Origin of the sequence: Nocardioides cavernaquae (assembly GCF_003600895.1) — a bacterium.
GTDB classification, from domain to species: Bacteria; Actinomycetota; Actinomycetes; order Propionibacteriales; family Nocardioidaceae; genus Nocardioides; species Nocardioides cavernaquae.
In genome coordinates this window covers 2,799,726-2,815,674 of the sequence record NZ_QYRP01000002.1, presented here as the reverse complement: position 1 = coordinate 2,815,674, position 15,949 = coordinate 2,799,726, and the positions used below count along the sequence as shown (strand labels likewise).

Sequence of the window (15,949 nt, the reverse complement as noted above, 5' to 3'; positions counted from 1 at the left end):
CACGGCCGTGTCACCACCCGTCGGTCAGCGGCCTGACTCAGCGAGTGATCAGCGGGTCGATCGCGACGGCGACGAACAGCAGCGAGAGGTAGAGGTTGCTGTGATGGAACAGCCGCATGGGCTTGATCTCCGAGAGCGACTCGGTCCCGCGCGTGCGGCCCCACATGCGGTGCGCCTCGACCAGGAACACGGCACCCAGGATCGCGGCAGCCGACGGGTAGAACCAGCCGAGGTTGCCGATCGGCCAGAGCGCCAGCGACGTGGCGACCATGACCCAGGAGTAGAGGACGATCTGGCGTCCGACCTCGCGCGCGGGCTTCACGACCGGCAGCATCGGCACGTCGACGTTGGCGTAGTCCTCGCGGTAGCGCAGCGCCAGCGCCCACGTGTGCGGGGGCGTCCAGAAGAAGACCACGAGGAAGAGCACGATCGGGGCCCAGGCGAGCTCGCCGGTGACAGCGGTCCAGCCGATCAGCGCCGGGAAGCAACCCGCGATGCCGCCCCAGACGATGTTCTGCGTGGTCCGGCGCTTGAGCAGCATCGTGTAGACGAACACGTAGAACGCGTTCGCGCCGAGCGAGAGACCAGCGGAGAGGCCGTTGACTCCCCACCAGAGCACAGCCGTCGAAACCACCGCGAGCACGGTCGCGAAGACCAGCGCGGAATGCGCCGTGACAATGTGGCGCGGCAGCGCACGACGACGCGTGCGACGCATCTGCTCGTCGATGTCGCGGTCGTAGACGCAGTTGTACGCCGAGGCGGAGCCAGCGGAGAGCGTGCCGCCGATGACCGTCCAGACGACGAGCATCAGGTCCGGGACTCCGCGCGCCGCAAAGAACATCACCGGCACCGTCGTGAGGAGCAGGAGCTCGATCACGCGGGGCTTCGTCAGGCCGACGTAGGCACCGACGACGTCCTTCCACGTCGAGGGTCCTTCAGCGTCGGCGACAGGTGCCTGTGCGGGGGTCACGGGCTGGCCGACATGCGTCACGGATACCTCGGGGACAAGAACTGGTCAGTAGGAGATGCGGGTCGAGTCTAACGGCACGCTGGACTAGGCTCGGCGTACCGCCATCACCTGACCGCTGTGCCGGTCGTCACCTCGGAGGAACCCCGTGAGCCCCGCTCCCACCAAGCTGGACTGGACCGACGTCGACAAGCTGGCGGTGGACACTTCCCGTGTCCTCGCCATGGACGCCGTGCAGAAGGTGGGCAACGGCCACCCGGGCACCGCGATGAGCCTTGCACCCGCGGCGTACCTCCTCTTCCAGAAGGTCATGCGCAGCGACCCGGCGAACCCCGACTGGATGGGCCGTGACCGCTTCGTCCTCTCGTGCGGTCACTCGAGCCTCACTCTCTACATCCAGCTCTACCTGGCCGGCTTCGGCCTCGAGCTCGATGACCTGAAGGCGTTCCGCACGTGGGGCTCCAAGACGCCCGGCCACCCGGAGCACGGTCACACCGCGGGCGTCGAGACCACCACCGGTCCGCTCGGGCAGGGCATCGCCAACGCTGTCGGCATGGCCATGGCCGCTCGCCGTGAGCGCGGCCTGCTCGACCCGACCAGCGCGGCCGGCGAGTCGCTCTTCGACCACGACGTCTTCGTCATCGCCTCCGACGGCGACCTCCAGGAAGGCGTGTCGGCCGAGGCGTCGAGCATTGCCGGCCACCAGGAGCTCGGCAACCTCACGGTCATCTACGACGCCAACCGCATCTCGATCGAGGGCGACACCGACGTCTCGTTCTCCGAGGACGTCGCGAAGCGTTACGAGGCCTACGGCTGGCACGTCCAGAAGGTCGACTGGACCAACGGCGGCACCGACTACGTCGAGGACGTCCAGGGCCTGTACGACGCGATCCAGGCGGGTCGCGCCGTGACCGACCAGCCGTCGCTCATCGTGCTCAACACGATCATCGCCTGGCCCGCACCCAACGCCCAGAACACCGAGGCGTCGCACGGTTCCGCGCTCGGCGCCGCCGAGGTGGCGCTGACCAAGGAAGTCCTGGGCTTCGACCCGGAGCAGCACTTCGAGGTGCCGGCCGAGGTGCTCGAGCACACCCGCAGCCTCGTGGCCCGGGGCAAGGAGTGGGCAGCCGCCTGGGACACCGACTTCGCGGAATGGGCCACGGCCAACCCCGAGGCCGACGCGATCCTGGCCCGCATGAAGGTCCGTGGTCTGCCCGAGGGCCTCGCCGAGGCGCTGCCGGTCTTCCCGGCCGATGCCAAGGGCGTGGCCACCCGGTCGGCCTCCGGCAAGGTGATCAACGCGATCGCTCCGCTGATGCCCGAGCTCTGGGGTGGCTCGGCCGACCTCGCCGGCTCCAACAACACGACCATTGACGGTGCGCCGTCCTTCCTCCCCCCGTCGCATGCCACGCACGAGTGGAAGGCCGACCCGCTGCTCGGTCGCGTGCTCCACTTCGGCATCCGCGAGCACGCCATGGGCGCGATCATGAACGGCATCACGCTGCACGGCGGCACCCGCGTCTTCGGCGGCACGTTCCTGCAGTTCGCCGACTACATGCGCCCGTCGGTGCGTCTCGCGGCGCTGATGAAGCTGCCCACGATCTACGTGTGGACCCACGACTCCGTCGGCCTCGGCGAGGACGGCCCGACCCACCAGCCGATCGAGCACGTCGCCGCGCTCCGGGCGATCCCGCACCTCGACGTGATCCGCCCGGCGGACGCCAACGAGACCGCGGTCGCCTGGCACACGGTCCTGCAGCACACCGACCGGCCCGCCGCGCTCTGCCTGTCGCGCCAGAACCTCCCGACCTTCCCCCGCAGCTCTGAGGGCTTCGCCCCCGCCTCCGAGGTGGCCAAGGGCGGCTACGTGCTCATCGACGCCGACGGCGGCGAGCCCGACGTCGTGCTCCTGGGCACCGGCTCCGAGGTCCAGCTGGCCGTCGCCGCGCGCACCGCGCTCGCCGAGCAGGGCATCAACGCCCGCGTCGTCTCGCTCCCCTGCGTCGAGTGGTTCAACGCGCAGGACCAGGCCTACCGCGACAGCGTCATCCCGCCGATCGTGAAGGCCCGCGTCTCGGTCGAGGCCGGCATCGCCCTCGGCTGGCGCGAGCTGGTCGGCGACCACGGCCGCATCGTCTCGATCGAGGACTTCGGCGCCTCCGCCGACGCCACGCGCATGTTCACCGAATACGGCATCACGACCGATGCCGTCGTCACCGCGGCGCTGGACAGCATCAAGAGTGCTGGCCTTCACGCCGGTGCCGACAACAGCTGACGCCCTTACCCGAGGAGAAGGATCACCCATGTCCGAACGACTCCAGTCCCTCGCCGCAGCCGGCGTGTCCATCTGGCTCGACGACCTGTCCCGCGAACGCATCGAGACCGGCAACCTCGCCGACCTGATCAAGGAGAAGTCGGTCGTCGGTGTCACCACCAACCCGAGCATCTTCGCCGCGGCAATCTCCGATGGCGAGCGGTACGCCGACCAGCTGCGCGCCGAGGCCGTTGAGGGCATCACGCCGACCGAGGCGATCTTCGAGCTGACCACCGAGGACGTCCGCAACGCGTGCGACATCCTTGCGGAGACCTACGCCAACGACCCGTTCGACGGCCGCGTCTCCATCGAGGTCGAGCCGGGCCTTGCCATGGAGACCGCGGGCACGATCGACCAGGCCCGCCTGCTGTGGAGCGAGGTGGACCGCCCCAACGCGCTGATCAAGATCCCCGCGACCGAGCCGGGCCTTCCCGCGATCACGGCCGCCATCGCCGACGGCATCAGCGTCAACGTCACCCTGATCTTCGGCATCGGGCGCTACCGCGCCGTCATGGATGCCTACCTCACCGGTCTCGAGCAGGCTGCTGCCAAGGGCATCGACCTCGCGACGATCCACTCCGTCGCCTCCTTCTTCGTGTCCCGGGTGGACTCGGAGGTCGACAAGCGCCTCGATGCCATCGGCACCGACGAGGCCCTCGCCCTCAAGGGCAAGGCCGCGCTGGCCAACGCCTGGGCTGCCTACGCGGCGTACCAGGAGGTGTTCGGGGGCGAGCGCTTCGCGAAGCTCTCCGCGGCCAACGTCCAGCGACCGCTGTGGGCCTCCACCGGCGTCAAGGACCCGGCGTACCCGGACACGCTCTACGTCTCGGAGCTGGTCGTCGACGGCTGCGTCAACACGATGCCCGAGAAGACCCTCGACGCCTTCGCGGACCACGGCGTCGTCACCGGCGACACCGTCACCGGTCGCGGCGACGAGGCGGCCGAGATCTTCGCGGCGCTCGCCGAGGTCGGCATCGACTTCGACGACGTGCTCGAGGTGCTCGAGACCGAGGGCGTCGACAAGTTCGTGACCTCGTGGAACGAGCTCGTGGAGACCGTCGCCGCTCAGCTCGAGGCAGTCGCACCATGAGCCAGCCTCCTGTCGACGCCACGACGACGGGGGCGTGGGGCAAGCTCGCCGGCTACGCAGAGGGATTCCAGCCCGACCTGCGTGGCTGGTTCGGCGACGACGCCGATCGTGTCGACCGCATGACGTTCACCGCCGGTGAGCTGCTGGTCGACCTGTCCAAGGGCCTGATCACCCCGGGCATCCTCGACGCCCTCGTGTCGCTCGCCGACGAGGTGGGCCTGAGCGAGCGCCGCGACGCGATGTTCCGCGGCGAGCGGATCAATGTCACCGAGAACCGCGCAGTGCTCCACACTGCGCTGAGGCTTCCCGCTGACGCGACGAGCATGGTCGACGGGCGCAACGTCGTGGAGGACGTCCATGCGGCCCTCGAGCACATGTACTCCTTCGCCTCCCAGGTCCGCTCGGGCGAGTGGAAGGGGGTCACCGGCCGCCGGATCCGCACGGTCGTGAACATCGGCATCGGTGGGTCCGACCTCGGACCCCACATGGCCTACGAGGCGCTGGCGCCCTACCGCCACGGCGACCTCGAGTGCCGGTTCATCAGCAACATCGACCCGACCGACGCTGCGCTCAAGCTGGCGGACCTCGATCCGACGACGACGCTCTTCATCGTCTCGAGCAAGACCTTCGGCACGCTCGAGACCCTGACCAACGCACGGCTGTGCCGCGCCTGGCTGCTCGACAACCTCCGGGCACGGCGCATGTTCCACGGCACCGACGAGGAGGCCGTCGCACGGCACTTCGTCGCGGTCTCGACGGCTGTCGACAAGGTGGCCGAGTTCGGCATCGACCCCGCCAATGCGTTCGGCTTCTGGGACTGGGTCGGCGGCCGCTACTCGGTCGACTCGACGATCGGCACGTCGCTCGCGATCGCGATCGGGCACGACCGGTTCGCGGAGTTCCTCGGCGGCATGCACCTGATGGACGAGCACTTCCGGACCACACCGATCGAGCGCAACGTCCCGGCCCTGATGGGCCTGCTCAACATCTGGTACGTCAACTTCCTCGATGCGGGCACCCACGCGGTCCTGCCCTACTCGCAGCTGCTGCACCGCTTCCCGGCGTACCTCCAGCAGCTCACGATGGAGTCCAACGGCAAGTCCGTGCGCTGGGACGGCTCCCCCGTCACGTCCCACACCGGCGAGGTCTACTTCGGCGAGCCCGGCACCAACGGGCAGCACGCCTTCTACCAGCTGATCCACCAGGGCACCCACCTCGTGCCGGCCGACTTCATCGCGTTCGCCAACCCGGCCTACCCGCTCAAGGACGGCGACACGGACGTCCACGAGCTGTTCCTCGCGAACTTCTTCGCGCAGACCCAGGCGCTCGCGTTCGGCAAGACGCCGGACGAGGTCCGCGCCGAGGGAACCCCGGAGAAGATGGTCGCCGCGCGCGTGTTCCCCGGCAACCGTCCGACGACCTCGATCATGGCGCCGTCGCTCACGCCGTCCGTGCTCGGGCAGCTGATCGCGCTCTACGAGCACATCACCTTCACCCAGGGGGTCGTGTGGGGCATCGACAGCTTCGACCAGTGGGGCGTCGAGCTCGGCAAGCAGCTGGCCCAGCAGATCATTCCCGCGATCAGTGGTGACGCCGAGGCGAGCGCCGACCAGGACGCGTCGTCCCGTGCGCTGATCAGCTACTACCGCCAGCAGCGCAAGCAGTGATGACGGGCGGACAGCCAGCTCCGGAGGTCCAAGTCCAGGGCTCTGCGAGCGACCTCGCCACCGCGATCGCAGCGGCGCTGGTCGACAGGCTCGCGGAGATCCAGGCGGCCGGCCGGGTGCCCAAGGTGGTGCTCGCAGGTGGCGGCATCGCCGATGCGGTGCACCGCGCCACTGCGGCTGCACCGGGTGACGTCGACTGGACGAGGGTCGAGTTCTGGCTCGGCGACGAGAGGTACGTCGAGTCGTTCAGCACCGAGCGCAACTCACTGGCCGCCCGGCGCGACCTCCTGACGCCGGTCGGCGCGAACGAAGCCCTCGTGCACGAGCCACCGGCGTCTGACTCCGGGTTGCCGCTGCACGACGCCGTCGCGACCTACGCGCAGGAGTTCCCCACCGACGACTTCGACCTGGTCATGCTCGGCATGGGGCCCGACGGCCACACTGCCTCGCTCTTCCCCGGCCGCTCCGACGTGCTCGAGCCGGGAGACGCCCTCGGTGTCACCGACTCCCCCAAGCCGCCGTCGCTGCGCCTGTCGATGACCGCCGCACGGCTCTCCCGCGCCACCGAGGTCTGGGTGATGGCCAGCGGCCTCGCCAAGGCTGAGGCAGTGGAGAAGGCGCTGACCCACGGCGTCGACGTGATCGACGTACCTGTCGCTGCGCCGCACGGGCGCAACGCGACCCTGTGGTGGCTCGACACGGACGCTGCCTGCTTCCTCTGAGCGAGCATGACGAAGCCCCCGCCGGAATGTCCGGCGGGGGCTTCGTGCATCAGGCTCAGAAGATGATGTCGCCCGACTTGCGCCGCGAGCGCAGCGTGGCAAGGGCCTCGTCGAGGATGTCCTTCGCCTCGTCCTCGGAGCGCCGCTCCTTCACGTAGGCGAGGTGGGTCTTGTAGGGCTCGATCTTGGTGGCCGGCGGGGCGTTCTCCGCGTCCAGACCGGCCGGGAGGCCACAGCGCGGGCAGTCCCACGAGTCGGGCGCGACAGCCTCCAGCGCGAACGTCACCACCGAGCGGTGTTCATGCGAGCAGAAGTAGGTGACGCTCTGACGCGGAGCAGCCTCGCCCCGCTCAGCCTCACCCATCGGCCCCGCACCGACCCGGCTACCCCGGATCGCGTTTCCTGCACCAGCCACGTTTCAGTCCTTCTTCAGTGAGTCAGTTGCCGTACGCGTACAGCAGGCCGAGAGCGATGATGCTGGCAAGCCAGACGAGACCGAGCCCGACAGTGAGCCGGTCCAGGTTGCGCTCGGCGACCGACGAGCCCCCGAGGGAGCTCGAGACGCCGCCGCCGAACATGTCGGAGAGACCGCCGCCGCGCCCCTTGTGCAGGAGCACGAGAACGATCAGCAGCAGGCTCGTGGCAACGAGCAGAATGGTGAGGAACAGGGTCACGTTGCGGAACTCTACTTCACGTCAGGGCGAGGTTTGCGCGGTGCCTCAGAGGACCGGCATGTCGTAGAAACGGCAGATGCCACCGAACTCGTCGGCCTGCAGGCTCGCGCCTCCGACAAGGGCACCGTCGACGTCCTTCTTGGCCATGATCCCGCCAATGTTGGAGGCCTTCACAGAACCTCCGTAGAGGACGCGTACGGCGTCGCCCGCGGCCTCGCCGTGCACCTCGGCGATCCGCACGCGGATGGCCGCACAGACCTCCTGGGCGTCGTCAGGCGTGGCCACCTCGCCGGTGCCGATCGCCCACACCGGCTCGTAGGCCACGACCAGGCCGGCGACCTGCTCGGCGCTCAGGCCGGCCAGCGAACCGTCGACCTGCGCCAGCGTGAACGGCACCTGCTCGCCCGCCTTGCGGACGTCCAGACCCTCCCCCACACACACGATCGGCGTCATCCCGGCAGCCAGCGCAGCCTTCGCCTTGGCGTTGACGACTTCGTCGGTCTCGGCGTGGAACTCACGGCGCTCCGAGTGCCCGACCACCACATAGGAACAGCCGAGCTTGGAGAGCATGCCCGCGGAGATCTCGCCGGTGTAGGCACCCGAGGCGTGGACGGAGACGTCCTGCGCGGCGTACTTGATGGCCAGGCGGTCACCGTCGATGACGGTCTGCACGGAGCGGATGTCCGTGAACGGCGGGACCACGACGACCTCGACCTTGGCGAAGTCGTGCTTCTTGTCCGACAGCGTCCAGGCGAGCTTCTGCACCAGGACAACAGCCTCCTGGTGGTTGAGGTTCATCTTCCAGTTGCCCGCCATCAGCGGGACGCGGTTCTTCGCCATGGTCAGCCTTCCAGGCCAGAGTCGGTACGCGCTTCCAGCACGGTGATGCCGGGGAGCTCCTTGCCCTCGAGGTACTCAAGGGAGGCACCTCCACCGGTCGAGATGTGGCCGAACGCGGCCTCGTCGAACCCGAGCGTCCGGACCGCAGCGGCGGAGTCGCCACCACCCACGACGGACAGGCCGCCGAGATCGCCGGTCTTGGTGAGCGCCTCGGCGACGGCACGGGTGCCCTCGGCGAACGCAGCCTGCTCGAACACCCCCATCGGGCCGTTCCAGAAGACCGTCTTCGCGTCGGCAAGCGCGGCAGCGAAGGCCTTGCCCGACTCCGGACCGATGTCGAGACCGAGCGACTCAGCCGGGATCGCGTCCGCCGCGACGACGCGGGCAGAGGCTTCGTCGCCGAATGAGTCAGCAACCACGATGTCGGTCGGGAGAATGATCTCGACGCCCGTGTCGGCCGCGCGCTTGAGGTACTCCAGGCAGACCGGGATCTGGTCCTCCTCCAGCAGGCTCTTGCCGACCTCGTGGCCCTGGGCCTTGAGGAAGGTGAAGACCATCCCGCCGCCGATGAGGAGCTTGTCGGCCTTGCCCAGCAGGTTGTCGATCACGCCGAGCTTGTCCGACACCTTCGACCCACCCAGCACGACCACGTAGGGCCGCTCGGGGGTCTCGGTGAGCCGACGCAGCACGTCGATCTCGGTCGCGACCAGGTTGCCCATCGCGTGCGGCAGACGCTGCGCCACGTCGTACACGCTCGCCTGCTTGCGGTGCACCACCCCGAACCCGTCGGAGACGAACGCATCCGCCAGGGCAGCAAGCTGGTCGGCGAACGCACCACGCTCGGCGTCGTCCTTCGACGTCTCACCGGCGTTGAAACGGACGTTCTCCAGCAGCGCGACCTGACCGTCGGCCAGACCAGCGACGACACCCTGAGCGGACTCACCGACCGTGTCCGTCGCGAATGCCACCGGCGCCCCGAGCAGCTCACCCAGACGGGCAGCAACCGGAGCCAGCGAGTAGCGGTCCTCCGGCGCACCCTTCGGACGACCCAGGTGCGCGGTCACGACCACCCGGGCGCCGGCGTCGGCCAGTGCCTTGATGGTCGGGACGCTGGCGCGGATGCGGCCGTCGTCGGTGATGGTGGTGCCATCGAGCGGAACATTCAGGTCAGAGCGGACGAGAACGCGCTTTCCGCGCACGTCTCCCAGGGTGTCAGTCGCAGTCACGGGTCAGAGAGTAGCGCCGATGAAGGTCACCAGGTCGGCAAGACGGTTGGAGTAGCCCCACTCGTTGTCGTACCAGCCGACGACCTTGACCTGCTTGCCGATGACCTTGGTCAGCGGCGCGTCGAACGTGCACGACGCCGGGTCGGTCACGATGTCGCTCGAGACGATGGGCGCCTCGGAGTAGTTCAGGTACGGCGCGAGCGGGCCGGAGTCCGCGGCCGCCTTCACGATCGCGTTGACCTCCTCGACCGTGGTCTCGCGACCTGCCTCGAACGTGAGGTCGGTCAGCGAGCCGGTCGGGGTGGGCACACGGACGGCGTAGCCGTCGAGCTTGCCCTTGAGCTCGGGGAGGACCAGGCCGATGGCCTTGGCGGCACCCGTCGACGTCGGGACCAGGTTGATCGCAGCAGCGCGAGCACGGCGCAGGTCGCTGTGGATGTTGTCCTGGAGGTTCTGGTCGGCGGTGTAGGCGTGGACCGTCGTCATCAGGCCACGCTCGATGCCGAGGGCGTCGTTGAGTGCCTTCGCCAGCGGCGCCAGGCAGTTGGTGGTGCACGAGGCGTTGGAGATGACCGAGTGCTTCTCCGCGTCGTAGTCGGTGTGGTTGACACCCATGACCACGGTGATGTCCTCGTTGCTGGCCGGCGCGGAGATGATCACCTTCTTGGCGCCACCACCCGTGATGTGTGCGCGTGCCTTGGTGGCGTCGGTGAAGAAGCCCGTGGACTCGATCACGACGTCCACGTCGAGGTCCCCCCACTTGAGGGCGCTGGGGTCGCGCTCCGCGAACGCCCGGATCTCCTGGTCTCCCACGAAGATCGAGTCGGCCGTCGCGGTGACGTCCGCGTCGAGCCGGCCCAGGATCGAGTCGTACTTCAGCAGGTGCGCCAGCACCGCGTTGTCGGTGAGGTCGTTGACCCCCACGATCTCGATGTCAGCGCCGGACGCTCGCACGGCCCGGAAGAAGTTGCGGCCGATCCGGCCGAACCCGTTGATACCCACTCGAACAGTCACGTGATCTCCTGGATCAGTAGTCGCCATCAGTTGCGCTCAGGTCATGAGCGCCTGTGTCGACCGTACCGGCCACGTGACCTCGGCCACATCCCCTCGTCCGCGATACGGGCGAGTAACAAACCAAACAAAGGTATTCCAACATCCGTCGGGACGTTGCAACACCCGGTCGCCCGGGTGGAGGTCAGGCGTCCTCGGCGAGCATCTCCGGGGTGAGCGAGGCCTCGGTGTCGGGAATCCCGAGCTCCTCGGCACGCTTGTCGGCCATCGCCAGCAGACGGCGGATGCGACCGGCGATGGCGTCCTTCGTGAGCACCGGGTCGTGCAGCTGACCGAGCTCCTCGAGAGAGGCCTGCTTGTGCTTGAGCCGCAGGTCGCCAGCCAGCTTGAGGTGGTCGGGCACCTCCTCAGCCAGGATCTCGAGCGCGCGCTCGACACGGGCCCCGGCTGCGACAGCAGCGCGGGCGGACCGGCGCAGGTTGGCGTCGTCGAAGTTGGCGAGGCGGTTGGCCGTCGCACGCACCTCGCGCCGCATGCGCCGCTCCTCCCAGGCCATCAGGGACTCGTGGGCGCCGAGGCGGGTCAGGAGCGCGCCGATGGCGTCGCCGTCACGGATGACGACACGGTCCACGCCGCGGACCTCGCGGGCCTTGGCCTGGATGCCGAGCCGACGCGCGACGCCGACCAGCGCGAGCGCGGCCTCGGGACCGGGGCAGGTCACCTCGAGGGACGACGAACGACCCGGCTCGGTGAGCGAACCGTGGGCCAGGAAGGCACCCCGCCACGCTGCGACAGCGTCACAGGCGCCTCCGGAGACCACCTGCGGCGGCAGGCCACGGACGGGGCGGCCTCGCTGGTCGATCAGGCCGGTCTGGCGCGCGAGGGCCTCGCCGTCCTTGACGACGCGAAGGACGTAGCGACTCCCCCGGCGGATGCCGGAACCCTGGACGACGGCAACCTCGGCGTTGTGGCCGTACATCTCGGCGATGTCGCGCCGCAGACGGCGGGCTGCACCACCTGTGTCGAGCTCCGCCTCCACCACGATGCGGCCGCTGACGATGTGCAGGCCGCCGGCGAAACGGAGCATCGTCGACACCTCGGCCTTGCGGCAGCAGGTCTTCGTCACCACTGTGTTTGCCAGTTCGGACTTCACCTGTGCCGTCATCGCCATGCGTCCGATCCTGTCACACCACTCATGATCCGGGCATAGGCATCCGCCAGCCTGACCGGGTCGTGCTGGGCGCTGCCGGGCGCGGTAGCGACGTCCGCGAGGACGAGTTGGCCACCGGCACTCGCCACCACGCTCTCGAGCAGGTCCGGATCAGGCACGCTGCCCGGGTCGGCCAGGACCGTGTGGACCTTCAGGTCGGGGGCGTGACCGAGCAACGCGCCCAGGTGGTCCTCGGGCGCGTAGCCGGAGGTCTCCCCCTTCTGCTCCCCCAGGTTGAGCACCACGATCACCTTCGCCTCGCTCTTCACCAGCGTGCGGCGCAGCTCGGGCACGCGCAGGTGCGGGATGACCGAGGAGTACCAGGAACCGGGGCCCAGGACCACCCAGTCGGCGTAGCGGATCGCGTCGAGGGCCTCGGGGCAGGCCTCCGGCTCCGCCGGGTCGAGCTGGATGCCGAGGATCCGGCCGGGAGTCGTGGCGACCTCGACCTGGCCGCGGACCACCTGCACGAGATCGGGGTACGCCGGGTCGTGGCCGAGCACCTCGGCGGTGATGTCCATGGGCGTGAGCGCCATCGGGAGGACCCGACCGCGGGCGTCGAGCAGCCGGCCCACCCAGTCGAGTCCCTCGACCTGGCTCTGCCCCTTGGCAGCGAGCAGCTCCCACAGCGCCACGATCAGCAGGTTGCCGACGACGTGGCCCTGCATTTCCCCGGTGCCCTGGAAGCGGTGCTGGAGGACGTCCGCCCAGGTCTGGCCCCACTCGTCGTCGCCACAGAGCGCAGCGAGCGCCATGCGCAGGTCGCCCGGAGGAAGGACGCCGAACTCCTTGCGGAGGCGTCCGGACGAGCCTCCGTTGTCTGCGACGGTGACAATCGCGGTGACCTCGTCGACCACCCGACGCAGTGCGGCCAGGGAGGCGTGCAGACCGTGCCCCCCACCGAGGGCGACAACTGCCTGCTGGAGCGGAAGCGGGGCGGTGCCGTCGGTCATTCGCGGCCCAGGTCGCGGTGCGTCGCACGCGCGTCGTAACCAAGGTCGCGGAGCCTGGCGCTGATCTCCTCGGTCATCGCCACGCTGCGGTGCTTGCCGCCGGTGCAGCCGATGGCGATCGTCATGAACCGCTTGCCCTCACGCAGGTAACCCTCGGCGACCGTCTGCACGACGGGGACGTACTGCTCGAGGAAGGTCTTGGCCGCCGGCCGCTCCTTGACGTAGTCGGCCACCTCCGGGTCCCGGCCGGTCATCGCGCGGAGCTCGGGCACCCAGTGCGGGTTGGGCAGGAAGCGCATGTCGACGACGAGGTCGGCATCCACCGGGATGCCGTACTTGAAGCCGAAGCTCACACACGTGATCTTGAGGCTGGTCGAGTCGGGCGAACCGAACGCCTCGGCGACCTTGTCGGTCAGCTGGTGGACGTTGAGGTTGGTCGAGTCGATGACGACATCGGCTTCGCTGCGCAGGTCGGCGAGGACCACCCGCTCACGCTGGAGTCCGTCGAGGAGGCGTCCGCCCGCCTGAAGCGGGTGCGGACGCCGGGCCGCCTCCTGGCGGCGTACGAGGACGTCGTCGGAGGCCTCGAGGAAGAGCAGGGTCGTGCGGCGCCCGGTGGCGCCCTGCGCCAGGTTGGCCTGCAGGGTCTCGAAGAACGAACCCGAACGTACGTCGACCACGACGGCGATCGGCTGCTCGAAACCACGCGTCTCGTCGACCAGCCGCACGACGTCACGCAGCAGCGTGGGTGGCAGGTTGTCGACGACGTAGAACCCGAGGTCCTCGAGCTCCTTCGCGGCCGTGCTGCGGCCGGCGCCGGTCATGCCGGTGACCACCACCAGCTCGCCGCGGGTGGTCGGGAAGCCGTCCATCGGTGGATGCATGGGAGAACCCTAGACCTGGTTGAGGAAGGTCGACATCTGCTGGACCGTGAACTCACGGACGTAGCCGTTGGCAGGGTTGAGCATCAGCGGAGTGTTGTTGCGGACCAGCTCTCCGAGGAGCGCCCGCCCGGGTGCCGCGTGGACCACGAGCTTGCCCGGCGAGCGCTCGGCCACCTCGAGGAACCGCTCGACCCGGACCGGGTGGGTGAACGCGATCGCGAACGCCTGCTCCCCGAACGTGCGGATCTCCGGGGCGAACCTCCCCTCCTCGTCCTCGTGGCCGGGCAGACCGAGGTGTGCGTCGAGCAGTGCAGCCGCGAAGGCCGCCGCGACGACCTCGTCATCAGGCTGGGCGGACGCGCGCTCGAGGAGCTCCTCGAGCTCGTGCTGGGGCGGGAGTTCGGGTGCCAGGGGGTCCATTCAGTCCTCGCTGATCTCACCGGTAGCGGTGTTGACGGTCATCTTGCCTGAGCCCTTCGCCACTGCGGCCGCGATCGCTTCGGCGGTGCGCGGACCGATGCCGGGCACCTGCGCGATCTCCTCGACGGTGGCTGCCCGGAGCTTCTTCAGGGAGCCGAAGTGCTTGAGCAGCACCTTGCGGCGGACGTCGCCGAGGCCCGGAACGTCGTCGAGGACGCTCTCGACCATGGACGCCGAGCGGCGGTTGCGGTGGTGGGTGATCGCGAACCGGTGGGCCTCGTCGCGGATGCGCTGGAGGAGGTAGAGCCCCTCGCTGCTGCGCGCGAAGATGACGGGGTCCTGGTCGTCAGGGAGCCACACCTCCTCGAGACGCTTCGCGAGGCCGCACACCGCGATGTCGGTGATGCCGAGCTCGGTGAGTGCCTGGACGGCTGCCGCGACCTGCGGCGGGCCACCGTCGACGACCACGAGGCCAGGTGTGTAGGCGAACTTGCGTGGCCTGCCGGTCTCGGGATCGACCAGCAGCGGACCGCCATCGGTGGCGGTCGCTCCGGTCGACACAACGGCATCTCCACGCTCATCGAGCAGCCGGCGGAAACGTCGAGTGATGACCTCGTGCATGCTCGCGACGTCGTTCTGGCCCTCGACACCCTTGATCACGAAGCGGCGGTAGTCGGACTTGCGCGCCAACCCGTCCTCGAACACGACCATGCTCGCCACGACCTCGGTGCCCTGCAGGTTGGAGACGTCGTAGCACTCGATGCGCAGCGGGACCTCGGCCAGGTCGAGGGCCTCCTGGATCTCGGCGAGCGCGATGTTGCGGGTGGTCAGGTCACTGGCCCGCTTGGTCTTGTGCAGTGCGAGCGACTGCTCGGCGTTGCGCGCGACGGTCTCCTGCAGCGACTTCTTGTCGCCGCGCTGAGGCACCCTCAGGTGGACCTTGCCACCGCGGCGCTCCTCGAGAAGCTGCTCCAGGGTGGCGGCCTCCGGCGGGAGCGCCGGCACGAGGATCTCGCGCGGAATCGCGTCGCCCTCCTCGCCTCCGTAGAGCTGGAGCAGGAAGTGCTCAACCAGCTCGGGGGTCTCGCCCTCCTCGACGCGGTCGGCCACCCAGCCACGCTGGCCACGGATGCGACCGCCACGCACGTGGAAGACCTGCACCGCGACCTCGAGCGGATCTTCGGCCAGCGCCACGATGTCCGCGTCAGTGCCGTCGCCGAGGACTACCTGCTGCTTCTCGAGCGCCTTCTGGAGCGCACCGATGTCGTCGCGCAACCGGGCCGCTCGCTCGAACTCCAGCCCCTCGCTGGCGGCGTACATCTCCTTCTCGAGGCGCTTCACGAACGTCGTGGTGTTGCCCGACAGGAAGTCGCAGAAGTCCTGCACGATCGCCCGGTGCTCGTCGGCGCTGACGCGCCCGACGCACGGCGCGGAGCACTTGTCGATGTAGCCCAGCAGGCACGGACGACCGGACTGCTCGGCGCGCTTGAACACCCCCTTGGAGCAGCTGCGCACCGGGAAGACCCGGAGCATCAGGTCGACGGTCTCGCGGATCGCCCAGGCGTGGCTGTAGGGGCCGAAGTAGCGCGTGCCCTTCTTCTTCGCGCCGCGGCCGACCATGACCCGCGGGAACTCCTCGTCGAGCGTGATCGCGAGCCAGGGGTAGGACTTGTCGTCGCGGTACTTCACGTTGAAGCGCGGGTCGAACTCCTTGATCCAGGAGTACTCCAGCTGGAGCGCCTCGACCTCGGTGTTGACCGTCGTCCACTCGACCTTCGCAGCCGTCGTCACCATCGTCGCGGTGCGCGGGTGCAGCGAGTGGATCGGCTGGAAGTAGTTGGCCAGACGGGCACGCAGGTTCTTGGCCTTGCCGACGTAGATGACCCGGCCGTGCGCGTCGCGGAACCGGTAGACGCCCGGCTGGGTCGGGATCTCCCCCGGCTTCGGGCGATAGGTCAGCGGGTCGGGCAC

15 protein-coding genes are annotated in these 15,949 nt (G+C 69.0%); 4 read left to right on the top strand and 11 right to left on the bottom strand.

Features of this window, described 5'->3' with window-relative positions; all coding sequences use genetic code 11:
* Nucleotides 1-37: 37 nt before the first annotated feature.
* Nucleotides 38-970 (bottom strand): heme o synthase, encoded by a 933-nt coding sequence (locus D4739_RS13515; protein ID WP_238473651.1) that lies wholly within the window; start codon nt 968-970, stop codon nt 38-40.
* A gap of 220 nt (nt 971-1,190) precedes the next feature.
* Here D4739_RS13515 and tkt point away from each other — a divergent pair, with 220 nt between their 5' ends.
* From tkt to pgl, 4 genes are read left to right on the top strand one after another with little or no spacing between them, the layout of a single operon-like run.
* Nucleotides 1,191-3,242, top strand: a complete 2,052-nt coding sequence (gene tkt, locus D4739_RS13510) for a transketolase (RefSeq protein WP_238473737.1) — start codon at nt 1,191-1,193, stop codon at nt 3,240-3,242.
* A gap of 28 nt (nt 3,243-3,270) precedes the next feature.
* Nucleotides 3,271-4,371, top strand: coding sequence for a transaldolase (tal, locus tag D4739_RS13505; protein WP_120061108.1), 1,101 nt, complete (start codon nt 3,271-3,273; stop codon nt 4,369-4,371).
* The gene (gene pgi / locus D4739_RS13500) at nt 4,368-6,038 is read left to right on the top strand and encodes a glucose-6-phosphate isomerase (protein WP_120061107.1); all 1,671 of its coding nucleotides are present in this window, start codon (nt 4,368-4,370) and stop codon (nt 6,036-6,038) included. Before tal ends, pgi begins: the two co-directional genes overlap by 4 nt.
* Nucleotides 6,038-6,760, top strand: a complete 723-nt coding sequence (pgl, locus tag D4739_RS13495; RefSeq protein WP_120061106.1) for a 6-phosphogluconolactonase — start codon at nt 6,038-6,040, stop codon at nt 6,758-6,760. Before pgi ends, pgl begins: the two co-directional genes overlap by 1 nt.
* Nucleotides 6,761-6,815: 55 nt before the next feature.
* On the opposite strand, the gene D4739_RS13490 is transcribed toward pgl, so the two are convergent.
* From D4739_RS13490 to uvrC, 10 genes are all read right to left on the bottom strand, one after another.
* On the bottom strand, nt 6,816-7,175 hold the full coding sequence (locus tag D4739_RS13490; protein ID WP_120061105.1) for an RNA polymerase-binding protein RbpA: 360 nt from the start codon (nt 7,173-7,175) through the stop codon (nt 6,816-6,818).
* Nucleotides 7,176-7,197: 22 nt separating this feature from the next.
* On the bottom strand, nt 7,198-7,434 hold the full coding sequence (gene secG, locus D4739_RS13485; protein WP_120061104.1) for a preprotein translocase subunit SecG: 237 nt from the start codon (nt 7,432-7,434) through the stop codon (nt 7,198-7,200).
* Nucleotides 7,435-7,479: 45 nt separating this feature from the next.
* A complete protein-coding gene (gene tpiA / locus D4739_RS13480; protein ID WP_120061103.1) occupies nt 7,480-8,274 on the bottom strand; it encodes a triose-phosphate isomerase in 795 nt (264 codons plus the stop codon).
* 2 nt (nt 8,275-8,276) lie between these two features.
* Nucleotides 8,277-9,500 carry a phosphoglycerate kinase gene (locus D4739_RS13475; RefSeq protein ID WP_120061102.1) on the bottom strand — a complete coding sequence of 408 codons (1,224 nt, stop codon included), beginning with the start codon at nt 9,498-9,500 and terminating at the stop codon, nt 8,277-8,279.
* 3 nt (nt 9,501-9,503) lie between these two features.
* Nucleotides 9,504-10,514: a type I glyceraldehyde-3-phosphate dehydrogenase gene (gene gap, locus D4739_RS13470; protein WP_120061101.1), complete on the bottom strand. Its 1,011-nt coding sequence runs from the start codon at nt 10,512-10,514 to the stop codon at nt 9,504-9,506.
* Nucleotides 10,515-10,695: 181 nt separating this feature from the next.
* Nucleotides 10,696-11,682: a DNA-binding protein WhiA gene (gene whiA / locus D4739_RS13465; RefSeq protein ID WP_120061100.1), complete on the bottom strand. Its 987-nt coding sequence runs from the start codon at nt 11,680-11,682 to the stop codon at nt 10,696-10,698.
* Entirely contained in the window at nt 11,673-12,674 is a 1,002-nt protein-coding gene (locus D4739_RS13460) for a gluconeogenesis factor YvcK family protein (RefSeq protein WP_120061099.1), read from the bottom strand. The genes whiA and D4739_RS13460 overlap by 10 nt, the downstream gene beginning before the upstream one ends.
* Entirely contained in the window at nt 12,671-13,558 is an 888-nt protein-coding gene (gene rapZ, locus D4739_RS13455) for an RNase adapter RapZ (protein WP_238473650.1), read from the bottom strand. The genes D4739_RS13460 and rapZ overlap by 4 nt, the downstream gene beginning before the upstream one ends.
* 9 nt (nt 13,559-13,567) lie before the next feature.
* A complete protein-coding gene (locus D4739_RS13450; protein WP_120061097.1) occupies nt 13,568-13,978 on the bottom strand; it encodes a hypothetical protein in 411 nt (136 codons plus the stop codon).
* Nucleotides 13,979-15,949, bottom strand: coding sequence for an excinuclease ABC subunit UvrC (gene uvrC, locus D4739_RS13445; RefSeq protein WP_120061096.1), 1,971 nt, complete (start codon nt 15,947-15,949; stop codon nt 13,979-13,981). It abuts the gene before it with no gap.

Bases quoted from the DNA above. Each gene is read 5' to 3' on its own strand.
- D4739_RS13450 (WP_120061097.1), bottom strand. From the start codon at position 13,978: ATGGACCCCCTGGCACCCGAACTCCCGCCCCAGCACGAGCTCGAGGAG.
- rapZ (WP_238473650.1), bottom strand. From the start codon at position 13,558: ATGCATCCACCGATGGACGGCTTCCCGACCACCCGCGGCGAGCTGGTG.
- pgl (WP_120061106.1), top strand. From the start codon at position 6,038: ATGACGGGCGGACAGCCAGCTCCGGAGGTCCAAGTCCAGGGCTCTGCG.
- tal (WP_120061108.1), top strand. From the start codon at position 3,271: ATGTCCGAACGACTCCAGTCCCTCGCCGCAGCCGGCGTGTCCATCTGG.
- pgi (WP_120061107.1), top strand. From the start codon at position 4,368: ATGAGCCAGCCTCCTGTCGACGCCACGACGACGGGGGCGTGGGGCAAG.
- tpiA (WP_120061103.1), bottom strand. From the start codon at position 8,274: ATGGCGAAGAACCGCGTCCCGCTGATGGCGGGCAACTGGAAGATGAAC.
- D4739_RS13460 (WP_120061099.1), bottom strand. From the start codon at position 12,674: ATGACCGACGGCACCGCCCCGCTTCCGCTCCAGCAGGCAGTTGTCGCC.
- whiA (WP_120061100.1), bottom strand. From the start codon at position 11,682: ATGGCGATGACGGCACAGGTGAAGTCCGAACTGGCAAACACAGTGGTG.
- tkt (WP_238473737.1), top strand. From the start codon at position 1,191: ATGGACGCCGTGCAGAAGGTGGGCAACGGCCACCCGGGCACCGCGATG.